Annotated in this window: 14 protein-coding genes; 12 read left to right on the plus strand and 2 right to left on the minus strand. The window is 66.2% G+C overall.

Annotated features, from left to right (window positions below):
- Window positions 1-3 precede the first annotated feature (3 nt).
- On the minus strand, window positions 4-801 hold the full coding sequence (locus AUL31_RS07920; protein ID WP_060604117.1) for an SDR family oxidoreductase: 798 nt from the start codon (window positions 799-801) through the stop codon (window positions 4-6).
- 141 nt (window positions 802-942) lie between these two features.
- Between AUL31_RS07920 and AUL31_RS07925 the strand changes: the two genes are divergently transcribed.
- The 10 genes from AUL31_RS07925 to AUL31_RS07970 all read left to right on the plus strand — a co-directional run bounded on the left by AUL31_RS07925 (window position 943) and on the right by AUL31_RS07970 (window position 11,407).
- On the plus strand, window positions 943-1,686 hold the full coding sequence (locus AUL31_RS07925; protein ID WP_060604121.1) for a 16S rRNA (uracil(1498)-N(3))-methyltransferase: 744 nt from the start codon (window positions 943-945) through the stop codon (window positions 1,684-1,686).
- Between the two features lie 101 nt (window positions 1,687-1,787).
- Complete coding sequence (locus AUL31_RS07930; protein WP_060604124.1) at window positions 1,788-3,161, plus strand: glutamate--cysteine ligase; 1,374 nt, start codon at window positions 1,788-1,790, stop codon at window positions 3,159-3,161.
- A 68-nt stretch (window positions 3,162-3,229) separates the two neighbouring features.
- Window positions 3,230-4,003 carry a hypothetical protein gene (locus tag AUL31_RS07935; protein WP_060604127.1) on the plus strand — a complete coding sequence of 258 codons (774 nt, stop codon included), beginning with the start codon at window positions 3,230-3,232 and terminating at the stop codon, window positions 4,001-4,003.
- A gap of 107 nt (window positions 4,004-4,110) precedes the next feature.
- Window positions 4,111-5,427 carry a hemolysin family protein gene (locus tag AUL31_RS07940; RefSeq protein WP_060604130.1) on the plus strand — a complete coding sequence of 439 codons (1,317 nt, stop codon included), beginning with the start codon at window positions 4,111-4,113 and terminating at the stop codon, window positions 5,425-5,427.
- A 7-nt stretch (window positions 5,428-5,434) separates the two neighbouring features.
- Complete coding sequence (locus AUL31_RS07945) at window positions 5,435-6,343, plus strand: LysR family transcriptional regulator (protein ID WP_060604132.1); 909 nt, start codon at window positions 5,435-5,437, stop codon at window positions 6,341-6,343.
- A 109-nt stretch (window positions 6,344-6,452) separates the two neighbouring features.
- A complete protein-coding gene (locus AUL31_RS07950) occupies window positions 6,453-7,673 on the plus strand; it encodes a CaiB/BaiF CoA transferase family protein (RefSeq protein WP_060604134.1) in 1,221 nt (406 codons plus the stop codon).
- The gene (locus AUL31_RS07955; protein WP_082646849.1) at window positions 7,670-8,602 is read left to right on the plus strand and encodes a hydroxymethylglutaryl-CoA lyase; all 933 of its coding nucleotides are present in this window, start codon (window positions 7,670-7,672) and stop codon (window positions 8,600-8,602) included. The genes AUL31_RS07950 and AUL31_RS07955 overlap by 4 nt, the downstream gene beginning before the upstream one ends.
- Window positions 8,603-8,710: 108 nt before the next feature.
- A complete protein-coding gene (locus AUL31_RS07960; protein WP_060605228.1) occupies window positions 8,711-9,556 on the plus strand; it encodes an ABC transporter ATP-binding protein in 846 nt (281 codons plus the stop codon).
- Window positions 9,553-10,344 (plus strand): ABC transporter permease, encoded by a 792-nt coding sequence (locus AUL31_RS07965; protein ID WP_060604137.1) that lies wholly within the window; start codon window positions 9,553-9,555, stop codon window positions 10,342-10,344. Before AUL31_RS07960 ends, AUL31_RS07965 begins: the two co-directional genes overlap by 4 nt.
- A 25-nt stretch (window positions 10,345-10,369) precedes the next feature.
- Window positions 10,370-11,407 carry an ABC transporter substrate-binding protein gene (locus AUL31_RS07970; protein WP_060604141.1) on the plus strand — a complete coding sequence of 346 codons (1,038 nt, stop codon included), beginning with the start codon at window positions 10,370-10,372 and terminating at the stop codon, window positions 11,405-11,407.
- An 81-nt stretch (window positions 11,408-11,488) separates the two neighbouring features.
- On the opposite strand, the gene AUL31_RS07975 is transcribed toward AUL31_RS07970, so the two are convergent.
- Window positions 11,489-11,755 carry a DUF1127 domain-containing protein gene (locus tag AUL31_RS07975; RefSeq protein WP_060604144.1) on the minus strand — a complete coding sequence of 89 codons (267 nt, stop codon included), beginning with the start codon at window positions 11,753-11,755 and terminating at the stop codon, window positions 11,489-11,491.
- 173 nt (window positions 11,756-11,928) lie between these two features.
- Between AUL31_RS07975 and AUL31_RS07980 the strand changes: the two genes are divergently transcribed.
- Together AUL31_RS07980 and xseA are read left to right on the plus strand one after the other, a co-directional pair.
- Entirely contained in the window at window positions 11,929-12,885 is a 957-nt protein-coding gene (locus AUL31_RS07980) for a LysR family transcriptional regulator (RefSeq protein WP_060604147.1), read from the plus strand.
- Window positions 12,885-14,462 (plus strand): exodeoxyribonuclease VII large subunit, encoded by a 1,578-nt coding sequence (gene xseA, locus AUL31_RS07985; RefSeq protein ID WP_060604152.1) that lies wholly within the window; start codon window positions 12,885-12,887, stop codon window positions 14,460-14,462. The genes AUL31_RS07980 and xseA overlap by 1 nt, the downstream gene beginning before the upstream one ends.
- Window positions 14,463-14,468 lie beyond the last annotated feature (6 nt).

The raw sequence follows: 14,468 nt of genomic DNA on the forward strand, positions 1-14,468 counted from the left end.
CCGCTAGCTCTGGACCGCCAGCACCGACCCGCCATCGACACGCAGATTGGCGCCGTTGATGAAGGACGCCCGGTCCGACACCAGAAGGGCGATGGCTGCGGCCACCTCTTCCGGCTTGCCACGCCGCTTCTGGACGATGCCGGGGCGCTCCTCGTCCAGGAAGGTGCGCACCGCCTCGTCGAAGGTGATGTTCATCTCTTCCGCGCGCTTCTTCATCATGCCGTCGGTCATCGGCGTTTCGATGAAGGCGGGCGCAACCGTGTTGCACAGAACACCGTTTGCGGCCTCCTTGTAGGACAGCCCCTTGATGAAGGCGGCCAGCGCGGCCTTGGCGGCGTTGTAGGTGGCCTCTTCCCAATAGGGCTGGACGGCATTTTCCGAGGTGATGCACACGAACCGGCCCCAACCGCCCTGCCGCATCTGCGGGATCGCCGCCCGGCCGATGCGCACGGCCGACATGAAGTCGACCGCCCAGGCTTCCTGGTACTCCTCGTCGCTCAACTCCAGCGGATCGCCCTTGCCGCCGGTGATGCCGGACGTATGAACCACGATGTCGACCGTGCCGAAGGTTTCGATGGTCCGCGACACCAGTGCGTCCACATCGGCCTGGCTGGTAACATCGGCCGCAACGGCCATCGCATCGCCCCCGATAATGCCGGCCGCGTCGTCGACATCGGCTTGCTGCCTGTCGGACAGGACCAGCTTGACCCCTTCGAGCGCCAGAAGCTTGGCCGTGGCAAAGCCGATGCCACCCGAGCCGCCGGTGATGATGGCGACCCGCCCACTGATTCCGAGGTCCATGAAATCCGTCTCCTTGAGGCTCGACCGTGAAGGCGACTGCGTTTGCGATTGAACCGGTTCCGACGCAGCCCTTATGTGCGCATGGAAACGTGACGGGCGGCGATTCGGTTTCTGCCTGCGACAAGAGTTCTGGAGGTGGCCATGCCGGACTATGATTTCAGGGCTCCGCGCCTTCATGTCGAAGACGCCCTCGGCGAGGGCGCGGTGCTGGCCGCGACGCCGGAACACGCGAACTATCTAATGAACGTCATGCGGCTCGGCGCGGGCGATACGGTGCTGCTGTTCAACGGCCGCGACGGCGAATGGCTGGCCCGCCTGGCCCCCGTTTCCAAGAAGAAACTCGAGCTTGCGGTGGAGCGCTTGACCCGGCCGCAGACGCCGAAGCCCGACCTGCACTATCTGTTTGCGCCGCTGAAAAGCGCGCGCCTGGATTACATGGTGCAGAAGGCAGTGGAGATGGGCGCCGGCGTATTGCAACCGGTGATGACGCAGCATTGCCAGGCACCGCGCATCAAGCTCGACCGCATGCGCGCCAACGCCATCGAAGCGGCCGAGCAATGCGGCATCCTGTCTGTCGCAGAGTGCCGCGACATGGTGCGGCTGCCCCAGCTCCTGGAACAGTGGGACACCGGCCGGCAGCTGATCTTCTGCGACGAGCGGGCCGATGAGGCCGCGGTGCTGGATATACTGTCGCCGCTGGCCGGCAAGCCGCTGGCGCTGCTGATCGGCCCCGAGGGCGGCTTCTCTGCCGACGAGCGTTCGATGTTGACGCAGGCGCCCTTCGTGACGGCCATCCCCCTTGGCCCGCGCATCCTGCGCGCCGATACGGCGGCCGTGGCGGCGATGGCCGTGGTGCAGGCGGCGGCGGGCGACTGGCGGACATGATGCCCCTGCGTTGCGATGGGTACTTGCATCAGGGCCGGTCCGGGCAATAGACAGCCTGAGTAACCATCGACCGCCGACGGCGGACAGCGGACTGGAAAGCCATGGCGCGCGACACGACCGATTTGACGCCGATCGACAGCGTCGATGACCTGACCCTGTATATGAAGGGCGGGGAAAAGCCCAAGGCGCAGTTCCGCATCGGCACCGAGCACGAGAAGTTCGGCTTCTATGCCGATACTCTGGGCCCCGTCCCCTATGAGGGAGAGCGCGGCATACGGCGCCTTCTGGAGGGGATGCAGGCGCTGTCCGGCTGGGAAGCCATCACCGACGACGGCCGCATCATCGGTCTTGCCGGCGCATCCGGCCAAGGGGCGATCTCGCTGGAGCCGGGCGGCCAGTTCGAGCTGTCGGGCGCGCCGCTGGAGACCATCCACCAGACCTGCCGCGAATCGAATGCCCATCTATCGGATGTGCGCAAGGTGGCCAAGGATCTCGGCATCGAGTTTCTCGGCATGGGGTCCAGCCCCACCTGGACGCTGGCCGAAACGCCCATCATGCCGAAGTCGCGATACGACATCATGCGCAACTACATGCCGAAGGTCGGCACGCGCGGGCTGGACATGATGTTCCGCACCTGCACCATCCAGGTCAATCTGGACTTCGCCGACGAAGCCGACATGCGCCGCAAGATGCAGATCGGCATGAAGCTGCAACCCGTCGCCACGGCGCTGTTTGCCAATTCGCCCTTCACCGAAGGAAAGCCCAACGGTCTCGTCTCTTGGCGCTCGGATGTCTGGCGCGACGTCGACAACCAGCGATCCGGCCTGCTGCCCTTCGTCTTCGAGCCGGGCTTCACCTATCGCCACTACGTGGAATGGGCGCTCGATGTGCCGATGTACTTCGTCATGCGCGACGGCGTCTATCACGACGCCACCGACATTACCTTCCGGCAATTCCTGGACGGCGGCTTCAAGGGCCGCGTCGCGGATGCGACACCCAATTTCGGCGACTGGACCAACCATCTCTCGACGCTCTTTCCGGATGTCCGGCTGAAGCGCTTCATCGAAATGCGCGGGGCCGATGGCGGCCCGTGGCGCCGCATCTGCGCCCTGCCGGCGCTGTGGGTGGGGCTTCTCTACGACGAGGCCGCCATGGCCGAGGCGGAGGCGCTGTGCGCCGACTGGACCTTCGAAGAGGTGTCCGCCCTGCGCGAGGCGGTGCCGACAACCGGCTTTGCGACAGAGTTCCGCGACGCCAGCGTGCTGGAGCTTTCGCGCGCGGTGGTGGCCATCGCGCGCAAGGGCCTCAAGGCCCGCGCCCGCATGAACGAGGAAGGCAACGACGAAAGCCATTTCCTGGCGCCGCTTGAGGAAGTCGTGGCCCGTGGCACCACATCGGCGGAGGAGCTGGTGCGCCTTTACGAAACGCAATGGGACCGCTCCATGGCCAAGGTTTTCGCTCATTTGGTCTATTGAGTGCGCTTGCCTCTTGGCAGCGATGACGTTTGGCCCCATGCTTAAGGGCCGATGAGCGGAAAAGGACGATGAACGGTTTTGCCGACTGGCTTGCGGCCACGGCCCAGATGCAGCAGGCGATGCAAGGGCTTCAGGCGCAGTTTCGCCTGAGCGAGCACGAAATGCGCGAGGCGACGGACGCCCTCGCGCCCGCCTTTCTGCTGGGCCTCCGCCGACTGCAGGCCAACCAGGCCGCTTTCGCCGACATGATGGGGAAAGTTTCCCTGCTGCCGACCGACAGTCGCGCCGCCGGCAACACCGCCATGAAAGGCCTGTTCGGGCCGTCGGGGCTTGCCGACGCGGTCGCACGCCAGGCGTCCATGGTCAGCGGGCTTGCGCCCGATACGCTGATGAAGATGATGCCGACGCTGTCCGCCATGACGCTCGAGGCGTTCATGCACAATGCCGCCGGCCGGCCCGACCGTCAGCCCCTGCCCTCCGATACCGCCGGCGTCTGGATGGCAGAGGTGATGCGCCGCTCGGCCAATGCGATGGAGGCTTTCAGCCGCCCGTCCGGCCGCGACGCCGCCCCCGATCCCACTGCCGCCATGACGCGTCTTTTCGCCGATGCGTTCAAGGGCTTTCCATGGCCCTTCCCCGTGGATGCCGCACAGCCGGCCGAGGCCCCGGCGGCCGAGCAAGCGACACGGCAGCCGGCGGCGACGGAGCGCCAGCGCACACCCATCGACATGGCCTTCGACATGATGGCCAACGGCCGCGAGATGCAGGCCGGATACTGGCGCGACATGATGGCCGTCTTCGACCGGCACCCGCCGTCCCGCAGGCCGGGAAAGAGCCGATGACCCCCTATCCTTCCACGCCGGTTCGGCCGGCGTGTCATCTTTCGCTTTCTCTGGGCCATGCGCCCCTCCTGGGCGCTCGCGCCCGCTGAAAAGGTTCCCCGAGCCGAATGCTTGTCTTCAACGCAGTCGTCGTCATCTTCCTTATTTTCCTGAATGGCTTTTTCGCCATGTCCGAGCTGGCCGTCGTGTCGGCACGGCGCGGCCGCCTGCAGCAGATGGCGCAGGAGGGCAGCAAGGGCGCCGCCCGCGCCCTGAAGCTGGTGGACGATCCCACGAGCTTCCTGTCCACGGTGCAGGTTGGCATCACTCTCGTCGGCATCTTCGCGGGCGCCTTCGGCGCCTCCGCCTTTGCCGGCCCGCTGGCCGAGATCCTGGATCCGCTGCCCGTCGTCGGCGCCTATGCGCAGGGTACGGCCTTCACCGTCGTCGTCGTCATCATCACCTACCTGTCGTTGATCCTCGGCGAGCTGGTCCCCAAGCGGTTCGCCCTCACCCATTCGGAGCGGATCGCCGCCTTCGTCGCGCCCTTCATGCTGCTGCTGGCCCGGATCGGCGCGCCGATCGTCTGGTTCCTGCGCATTTCCACCGAAACCGTCTCGCGCCTCGTCGGCGTGTCCAGCATGGCCGAGAACACGGTGACGGAAGAAGAGGTCAAGGCGATGATCGCCGAAGGCACGCAGAGCGGCGTCTTCGAACCCAAGGAACGGGAGATGATCGAGGGCGTGCTGCGCATCGCCGACAGGACGGCCCGCTCCGTCATGGTGCCGCGTCCCGACGTGTTCTGGGTGTCCATCGAGGACGAGCCGAACGCCGTGCTGGACGAAATCCGGACAAGCGGCCATTCCCGCATACCGGTGGCGGGGGAAAACCCCGATGACATCATCGGCGTTGTGCAGGCCAAGGACCTTCTGGACCAGTTCCGCGAATCCGGCGGCATCGACGTGCGGGCCGCGCTGCGCGAGCCGCTCTACGTCAACGAGGCGATGCCGGTGCTGAAGCTTCTGGACAGGTTCCAGTCCGCCTCCACGCACATGGCGGTCGTGCTGGACGAGTACGGCTCCTTCGAAGGCGTCGTCACGCCCACCGACATCCTCGCTTCCATCGCCGGCGCGCTGCCGGAGGGCATCGAGGAAGAGCACGGCGTGACGCGGCGGTCCGACGGCTCGTGGCTGGTGGACGCCGGCATGACGGTCGACAATGTCGAGCGCGCCCTGGTGCAGCTTACCTTCCCGAAGGATCGCGACTACGAGACGCTGGCCGGCTTTATCCTGGACGAAATCGGGCATATTCCCGAAGTCGGCGAAGTGCTGTCCTATGAGGACTGGACCTTCGAGATCGTCGACATGGACGGGCGCCGCATCGACAAGGTGCTGGCGACGCACGCGCCGGCGCATCCCCTGGGCGGCGAGATGTCGGAATTCTGAGCCGGCCTTGGCTCCCCTCGACCTTATCCGCCGCATCGACCTGACCAGTCTTCGGCTGTTCGTGACCGTGTGTGACGAGCAGCATCTGACGCGCGCCGCCGAGCGCGAGAACATCGCGCCATCCGCCCTGTCCAAGCGGCTGGCCGAGCTTGAGGCGGTTCTTGGCGCGGTGCTGTTTACCCGCCATCCCCGCGGCATGAGCGCAACCGTGGCGGGAGAGGCCCTTCTGGGGCACGCCCGCGCCATCCTTGCCAATGTCGAGCGCATGGGGGCCGAGCTTGCGGACCACGCCGGCGGAATGCTGGGTCAGGTTCGGATACTCGCCAACATCTCCACCATCGTGGAGTTCCTGCCCGAGGATCTGTCGAGCTTCTACAAGGCGCATCCGGGCATCCGCATCGAACTGGAAGAGCGCACCAGCGCCGCCGTCATCCGCGGCGTGGAAGAGGGCGTCGGCGATATCGGCCTCTGCGTCGCCACGATGAACAGCCGCGACCTGTATTCGGCCCCCTATCGCCGCGACCGGCTGGTGCTGGCCGTGCGGGCCGACCATCCGCTGGCGCGGCGCACCGAAATCGGCTTTGCCGATACGCTCGAATACGAGCATATCGGGCTGCATCAGGACAGCGCCATCTATCGCCGCTCCGAGATCGCCGCGGCGATGGCGGGGCGCGACGTGAAGCTGCGTTTCCACGTACCGGGCTTCGATGCCGTGCTGCGCATGGTGGAAAGCGGCATCGGCATCGGCCTCATCCCCGACGGGGTCTTCGCCGTCATCGGCCCCGGCATGCGGCTGAAGGCCATTCCGCTGACGGATGAATGGGCGCACCGGGAACTAAAGCTCGTCTGCCGCGACCCGGCCGAGGCGACGCCCGCCGTCCGCCTGTTTCGCGAGCATCTCCTGGCCGGGGCGTAAGCCGACGTTTCTTCGCGCGGGACGAACGCGTGTTGACGCAAGGCGACTGGAACGCAGGCAGCCGAGCTTGCAAACCTGCCTCCGGCCCCAACGGGCCGGGGAGGACATCATGGAAGATACGCCGAGGCACGGTCCGCTGACCGGGCTGAAAGTGATCGAGCTTGGCCATTTCGTCGCCGCGCCTTTCTGCACCCGCCTCTTGGGGGATCTTGGCGCCGACATCATCAAGATCGAGCCGCCGGGCGGCGACCCGGTCCGCCAGTGGGGCCAGCACAAGAACGGGCATTCGCCCTGGTGGTCCATGCATGGGCGCAACAAGCGCTGCATCACGCTGGATCTGAAGAAGCCGGAAGCGCGCGACGTGGTCCTGCGCCTGGCCGCCGGCTCGGACGCCCTGGTGGAAAATTTCCGGGCAGGCCAGCTCGACCGGTTCGGGCTCGACGCGGCCAGCCTGCGCGCCGTACGCCCCAATCTCGTCATCGCGCGCATTTCCGGCTTCGGCCAGACAGGGCCGTTCCGCGACAAGGCGTCGTTCGGCGTCATCGGCGAGGCGATGGGCGGCCTGCGCTATCTGACCAACCATCCGCCCGAAAAGACCGACCTGCCGCCCTCGCGCGTCGGAATTTCCATCGGCGATTCCATTGCCGGCCTGTATGCGGCATTCGGGCTGATGGCCGCGCTGTGGCAGCGCGATGCCGGCCGCACCAGGCCGCAATCCCTGACGCTGGACGTGGCGCTGACGGAATCGGTCCTGTCGATGATGGAGGGCATGCTGCCAGACTATGGCAGCTTCGGCACCATCCGCGAGCCGCAGGGCGCGCGCATCAAGACGGCAGCGCCCACCAGCGCCTACCCGACGGCGGATGGCGGATGGCTGCTGATCGCCGCGAATTCGGACCCGCTCTTCCGCCGGCTTGCCACCACGATCGGCCGCCCGGAGCTGGCCGCCGACCCACGCTTCGTCGACAATTCGGCGCGCCTGGCGCATGTCGACGCGCTGGATGCCATCATCGCCAACTGGACATCGGCGCGCAACGCCACCGACGCCGCGGCCGAGCTCGACGCCGCCGACATTCCCGCAAGCCTTGCCTATACGGCGGCGGACATTGCGGAAGACCCGCAATACCGGGCGCGCGGCATGGTCCGCAGCGTCGACGACCCGCTGATCGGGCCAACGCTCCATGCCGGAATCGTTCCGCATGTTCCGGAAGCGCCGGGAGACATCCGCTGGCCCGGCCCGGCCATCGGCGCGCACACCGAAGAGGTTTTGGCTGAAGCCGGCTTTGCAGCCGACGAAATAACCGGCCTTCGTGAAAGGAAAGTCGTGTGACACAGGCTCTTGCACCGATCCACGAGGTCGAGATCGTCGAAGTCGGACCGCGCGACGGGTTCCAGCCCATCGGGCCCTTCATTCCCACGGAGCAGAAGCTGGGCTTCGTGGATGGTGCGGCGAAGGCCGGCCTGCGCCGCATCGAGATCGGCTCCTTCGTCAGCGCCAAGGCCGTTCCGCAGATGGCCGACACGCCCGAGGTTCTGCAACGCATCGGGACGGCTGGCGGGCTTTTGCCGCAGGTTCTGGTGCCGACATACAAGCGCGGGGTTGAGGCGCTGGCAGCCGGAGCGCCGATGATCGCTTTCGTGCTTTCGGTATCGGAAGCGCATAATCGCAACAATGTACGCCAGTCCCCGGGGGAATCCGCCGATGCCTACGCCGAGCTGATGCAGGCGACGCCCGCGCACATTCCTGTCAGGCTCAACCTCGCAACCAGCCTGGACTGCCCCTTCGATGGGCGTGTCGCGCCGGACGAGGTGCTGGCCCTGCTGGAACGCCTGGTGCCGATGCGGCCGGACGCGGAAGTCTGCCTGTGCGATACGACCGGGCGCGCCGCGCCTGCCGAGGTACGCCAGCTTTTCGCGCAGGCGCGATCGGCCTTTCCGGATGTCCGGCACTGGGCCCTGCATGCCCACGACACCTACGGGCGCGGCGTCGCCAACGTGTTCGCCGCCTTCGAGGAGGGCGTACGGGTGTTCGATGCGGCCATGGGCGGCCTCGGCGGCTGCCCCTTTGCCCCCGGCGCCACCGGCAACGTCGCAACTGAAGATCTCGTGTCGATGTTCGATCGCATGGGCGTGTCGACTGGCGTGACGCTGGATGCACTCGTGCCGCTGGCCAACCGCGCGGCTGCCCTACCGGGCGCGCAGGCCGGCGGACAGGTCCGCCATGTCGTTCGCCAAATGGAAACGACCATTCCCGGCTGACGTATTCCGCGAAACGCATAAAAATCTTAGGTTGCGCTCGCAATGGGAGGAGAGAATGCAAGCATGCCAAACGTTCGGGCGCGCCCACGCGTCGGCGGGCCAGCGCCCGTGAGCGCGGTTCCTGGCGCCGCGCCAGCCGTCAAGGCCGCCAATGCGGCCATCGACCTGGACAAAGTCGAAATTTCCTTCAGGCTGGCCAATGGATTGAAGTTCGACGCGGTGGCGGCCACGGACCTTTCCGTGCGCGACGGCGAATTCGTGTCCATCGTCGGGCCCACCGGTTGCGGCAAGTCCACCCTGCTCAACGCTGTCGCCGGCCTTCTCAAGCCCTCGGCCGGTACGGTGCGCATCGACGGGCGCCCGCTGGAAGGTTTGAACGGCAGGGCCGGCTACCTGTTCCAGCAGGATTCGCTGATGCCGTGGAAGACGGTGCTGGACAATATCGCCATCGGGCTGGAAGTCGCAGGCACATCGCGCAAGGAAGCGCGCGAGCGGGCATCGCAGTGGCTTGGGCGCGTCGGCCTTGCGGCCTTCGCCGACCGTTATCCGCATATGCTGTCCGGTGGCCAGCGCAAGCGCGTCGGCCTGGCGCAGGTGCTGATCCGCAATCCCAAATTCCTGCTGATGGACGAGCCCTTCGGCCCTCTCGACGCGCAGACGCGCGTCATCATGGGCGACCTCCTGCTGGACCTCTGGTCGCAGGACCGCAAGGCCGTGCTGTTCGTGACGCACGATCTGGAAGAAGCGATCGCCTTGTCCGACCGCGTCGTCATCATGTCGGCCGGGCCGAAGTCCCACATCATGGGCTCCTACGACATCACCCTTTCCCGCCCGCGCGAGATTTCCGAGATCAAGCTGGACAAGAACTTCCACGAAATTCATCGCGAGATCTGGCACGCGCTGAAGGAAGAGGTGCTGAAGGGCTATCGGCAGACGAGCGGGGTTCGGTCATGAAAAAATACATGCTCCTGCCGGCACAGGTGGGCGTTGCGCTGGTGGTCATCCTGGTGTGGCACCTGTTCACCGCAACCACCCTCCTCGGCAACCCGGCCAATGCGCGCTTCTTCTTTTCCACGCCGGTGGATGTCGCGGTGCGCATCTATGAGTGGTTCGCGGCCGGCACCATCTGGTACCACCTCGGCATCACGCTTCTGGAAGCGACGCTGGCCTTCATCATCGGCTCGGTCGGCGGCATCGCCATCGGCTTCTGGTTTGCCCGCAAGCCGATGCTGGCCGCCGTCTTCGACCCCTATGTCAAGGCTGCCAACGCCCTGCCCCGCGTGGTGCTGGCGCCGATCTTCATGCTGTGGCTGGGCCTCGGCATCTGGTCGAAGGTGGCCCTCGGCGTAACGCTGGTGTTCTTCATCGTGTTCTTCAACGTCTACCAGGGCGTCAAGGAAGTGAACCAGACCGTGCTTGCCAATGCCCGCATGCTTGGCATGAACGAGCGCCAGCTCCTGCGCCACATCTATCTGCCCTCCGCCCTGTCGTGGACCTTCTCCAGCCTGCATACCGCCGTCGGTTTCGCCGTGGTGGGCGCGGTCGTCGGCGAATATCTCGGCTCGGCGGCCGGCCTCGGCTACCTGATCCATCAGGCGGAAGGCGTCTTCGACGTGACGGGCGTCTTCGCCGGAATGTTCGTGCTGATGGCTTTCGTGCTGGTGATCGACTGGCTGGTGACCCTTGTCGAGGATCGGCTTCTCGTCTGGCGTCCGCAGGCCGCAACCTCTGCCACCGCATAACAAACGACAAAGGGAGGAACTCTTCATGACGACACGCAGAACGGTCCTGATGGGCAGCGCCGCACTTGGCCTGACATCCATTCTCGGGCGCCTGCCGGCCTATGCGCAGGATGCCTCCGCAACACCGGAAAAGGCCAGCCTGGCCCTGGGCGTCGGCGGCAAGCCGCTGCTGTATTATCTGCCGCTCACCATCGCCGAACGGCGCGGCTTCTTCGAGGAAGAAGGCCTGACGGTTTCCATCAACGATTTCGGCGGCGGCGCCAAATCGCTGCAGGCGCTTGTCGGCGGCTCGGTCGACGTGGTTACGGGCGCCTACGAGCATACGATCCGCATGCAGGACAAGGGCCAGGACATCAAGGCCGTGTGCGAGCTCGGCCGCTTCCCCGGCATCTGCATCGGCATCCGCAAGGATCTTGCGGAAGAGGTCAAGAGCATCGCAGACCTGAAGGGACGCGCGATGGGCGTGACGGCGCCCGGCTCTTCCACCGCGCTGCTGCTGCAATACGCCCTCATCAAGAACGGGCTGACGGCCAATGACGTGTCCATCATCGGCATCGGCGGCGGAGCCAGCGGCGTCGCGGCCGTCAAGCGCGGCGAAATCGCCGGCCTGTCGCATCTCGACCCGGTCATCGCACGGCTGGAAGCGGACGGCGATATCGAGATCCTGTTGGACACGCGCACCGAGGAAGGCACTCGCGCCTTGTTCGGCGGCACCAACCCGGCTGCCACCGTCTACCTGCAGCAGAGCTTCATCGACGCCAACCCGGTGACCACGCAGCGCATCGTCAATGCTTTCGTCAAGTCGCTGCACTGGCTGCGGGACGCCAGCCCGGACGACGTCGCCGACACCGTGCCCGAGGATTACCTGTTCGGTGATCGCGAATTCTACAAGACCGCTTTCGAGAACTCGCGCGCCATGTACAGCCCGGACGGCATCATCGGCCAGGACGGTTTCGACAGCCTGTTCGAGATGTTGAAGACGCTGGATCCGGAACTGGCGAACGCCGACGTCACCTTCCAGCAGACCTTCGTTCCGCAGTTCGTGGAAGCCTTCAAGGCCTGAACGCAGAACCGCCACGAATCTCGTCGATCCGTGGCGGTCATCTTACGGTAGCGATGCCGGTGTCCGGCGGTGGTTTTTGCATCAAAGTCCGCGCCGGCGCCGGGCCGCCTTTACCGCGAGTTTGAAGGTCGGATCTTCCCGCCAGGTCGCGCCCAATGCCTCATGCACGTCATCGCGGCGAATGCCGAGATCGCTGAGGAGATAGTCCGGCATCTCGGACAGCCGGTAGGCGTGCCGACGGTTGCGCCAGGAGCGCAGTATGGCCGGGATGGCCGCGAAGCCAACCCGCACGGAGGAGGCGATACCGACGAACTCGCCGCGGCCGCTACCCTTCAGGGTGATAGACATTCTCGTTCCCTTTCGCTGTCGAGAAGCCAGCCGAAGCCGTTCGGCAAAGGGGCTTTCCCCGCCGTTCAGAGCCTGATTACGCTGGCTGACAATCTGGAGATAAGGCTGGCTCATTGATTAGGCCAACGAATGTTTGTAATGCTACCCATCATCATCAATGATGGGTTGAGTTCATGGCCACGCCTCTCGATCTGGACCAGCTAAGAACCTTCATCGCCGTCGTCGACACCGGCAGTTTCACGCGCGCCGCCGAAGATGTCTTCAAGACGCAGTCGGCCGTATCGATGCAGGTTCGCCGACTGGAAGACCGTCTCGGAAAGGAGCTGTTCGAGCGCAATGGCCGCAGCGTGAAGCTGACGGACGATGGCGCACGCCTTCTCAGCTATGCGCGGCGCATGCTGGCGCTGAGCCAGGAAACGCTGACCGCCTTCGACGAAGAGCACATCTCCGGCCATGTCCGCATCGGCCTGCCGGACGATTACGCCGAGCGGTTCTTGCCCGAGATCATGGGCCGCTTCGTGCGGACCAATCCGCGCGTGGAACTGCAGATCGCCTGCGAGACGACCAACAGCCTCGTCGAGCATGTCGAAAAGGGTCATCTGGACGTTGCGCTGGTCTGCCCGTCCAAGACACATGCCTGGTCCGAGATCGTCCGGCGCGAGCCGCTGCACTTCGTGACGTCGGCCTGCCATACGGTGCACCTGGAAGAGGTTCTGCCGCTGGCCATCGGTCGCGCCGACTGCGTCTGGCGAAAGCAGGGCATCGAGGCCCTGCGGCAGGCGGGGCGGCAGCACCGCGTGCTGTTTACAAGCTGGTCGGCAACCATCGTCACGTCGGCCGTGCTGGCGGGACTCGCAATCAGCGTCCTGCCCGAATGCGCCTTGCGGCCCGGAATGCGCGTTCTGACCGAAGAGGAAGGCTTCCCCCGGCTCAACGATGCCGAGATTGCGGTGATGCGCGGCAAGAATACCGACACCCCCGTCATTTCCGCGCTGATCGAGCATATCCGGGAAAGCCTGCGCAACCTGGTGCCGCCGACAGAGGAAACGCCCTTGACGCGGCAGTTGCCGGAAACGCGGCTGATCCGCTCGCAGCGCCTGCGCCCGGGCATGACGGCGGCCGGCTGGTAATGTCGGACGGCGGCTTCGCAACACAGGGCACCAATGCCGCCGAGTATTCCGTGTCGGAACTCTCCGGCGCGTTGCGGCGCACCGTCGAGGATGCGTTCGGCAATGTCCGCGTGCGCGGCGAGATCTCGGGATATCGCGGGGCGCACGCATCGGGCCACGCCTATTTCACGCTGAAGGACGACCGTGCGCGGCTGGATGCCGTTGTCTGGCGCGCCACCTTCGCCAAGCTGGCGTTCCGGCCGGAAGAAGGCCTGGAAGTCATCGCCATCGGCCGGCTGACGACCTATCCCGGTTCTTCCAAGTACCAGATCGTCATCGACGACCTGAAGCCGGCCGGCGCCGGCGCCCTGATGGCGTTGCTGAACGAGCGCCGGTTGAAGCTGGAAGCGGAAGGCCTGTTCGATACGGCGCGCAAGCGTGCCCTGCCCTTCATGCCGCGCGTCATCGGCATCGTGACCTCGCCGACGGGAGCTGTCATCCGCGATATCTGCCACCGCATCGCCGATCGCTTCCCCGTGCATCTCCTTGTGTGGCCGGTGCGCGTGCAGGGCGAGACATCGGGGGCCGAAGTCGCCGCCGCCATCGAGGGGTTCAACGCCATCCAACCCGGCGGCAAGGTTCCGCGGCCCGACCTCATCATCGTGGCCCGGGGCGGTGGCAGCCTCGAGGATCTGTGGGGCTTCAACGATGAAGCCGTCGTGCGGGCGGCTGCAGCCTCCGCCATCCCCCTCGTTTCGGCGGTCGGCCACGAAACGGACTGGACATTGATCGACCACGCGGCCGACCGCCGTGCGCCGACACCCACCGGCGCGGCGGAAATGGCCGTCCCCGTACGGGCCGAACTGATGGCGCAGGTGGCCGCCCTGCATGCGCGCCTGCGCGCCGGCATCAGCCGGCAGCTTCAGCAGGAGCGCCGCGCGCTGATGGCGCTGGCGCGCGCCATGCCGGGCGCCGACATGCTGCTTGCCACGCCGCGACGCCGCCTGGACGACCTGGCCGTCGGGCTGGAGCGCGGCCTGACCGCCTACGTCACCGGCGAAAGGCGGCGCTTCCTGTCGGCATCCGCACGCCTGCAACCGGGGCGGCTGGCTGTCATGATCGGGCAGAAGCGCGCGCATCTGACGGAACTGGCCAACCGGTCGGACCATGCCTTGTCCGGCCGTGCATCCGGCGCGCGGAACCGCTTTGCAAGCGTTGCGGCCGGGCTGCGTCCGTCCTTGCTGGACCACCGGCTGGACAATGGACGCCGGCGGCTGACGCCGGTCGGCGCGATACTGCAGCAGACCTGGGAACGCTCGGCGACACGCCGCACGGAGCGGCTGGCCGGCGTCTGGCGCGTCGCCGCCAGCCTGGATCCGCGCCGCGTGCTGGAGCGCGGCTACGCCATCATCCGCGACACGACCGGCCAGGCGATCACCCGTGCCGAAGGGCTGTCGACCGGGCAGAGATTTTCCGTCGAGTTTGCCGGAGGCGAAAGCCGCGAGGCCATGGCTCTGGACGCGGAAGGCGCCATGGCGCGGCCCCGCCGCACGGCCAAAACGGAACACGTCAAGCCGGAACAGGGCAAGCTGTTCTAGCTGCCT

It is taken from the genome of Aureimonas altamirensis (assembly GCF_001463885.1).
GTDB lineage: Bacteria > Pseudomonadota > Alphaproteobacteria > Rhizobiales > Rhizobiaceae > Aureimonas > Aureimonas altamirensis.

Bases quoted from the DNA above. Each gene is read 5' to 3' on its own strand.
- AUL31_RS07920 (WP_060604117.1), bottom strand. From the start codon at position 801: ATGGACCTCGGAATCAGTGGGCGGGTCGCCATCATCACCGGCGGCTCG.
- AUL31_RS07925 (WP_060604121.1), top strand. From the start codon at position 943: ATGCCGGACTATGATTTCAGGGCTCCGCGCCTTCATGTCGAAGACGCC.
- AUL31_RS07930 (WP_060604124.1), top strand. From the start codon at position 1,788: ATGGCGCGCGACACGACCGATTTGACGCCGATCGACAGCGTCGATGAC.
- AUL31_RS07935 (WP_060604127.1), top strand. From the start codon at position 3,230: ATGAACGGTTTTGCCGACTGGCTTGCGGCCACGGCCCAGATGCAGCAG.
- AUL31_RS07940 (WP_060604130.1), top strand. From the start codon at position 4,111: ATGCTTGTCTTCAACGCAGTCGTCGTCATCTTCCTTATTTTCCTGAAT.
- AUL31_RS07950 (WP_060604134.1), top strand. From the start codon at position 6,453: ATGGAAGATACGCCGAGGCACGGTCCGCTGACCGGGCTGAAAGTGATC.
- AUL31_RS07965 (WP_060604137.1), top strand. From the start codon at position 9,553: ATGAAAAAATACATGCTCCTGCCGGCACAGGTGGGCGTTGCGCTGGTG.
- AUL31_RS07970 (WP_060604141.1), top strand. From the start codon at position 10,370: ATGACGACACGCAGAACGGTCCTGATGGGCAGCGCCGCACTTGGCCTG.
- AUL31_RS07975 (WP_060604144.1), bottom strand. From the start codon at position 11,755: ATGTCTATCACCCTGAAGGGTAGCGGCCGCGGCGAGTTCGTCGGTATC.
- AUL31_RS07980 (WP_060604147.1), top strand. From the start codon at position 11,929: ATGGCCACGCCTCTCGATCTGGACCAGCTAAGAACCTTCATCGCCGTC.
- xseA (WP_060604152.1), top strand. From the start codon at position 12,885: ATGTCGGACGGCGGCTTCGCAACACAGGGCACCAATGCCGCCGAGTAT.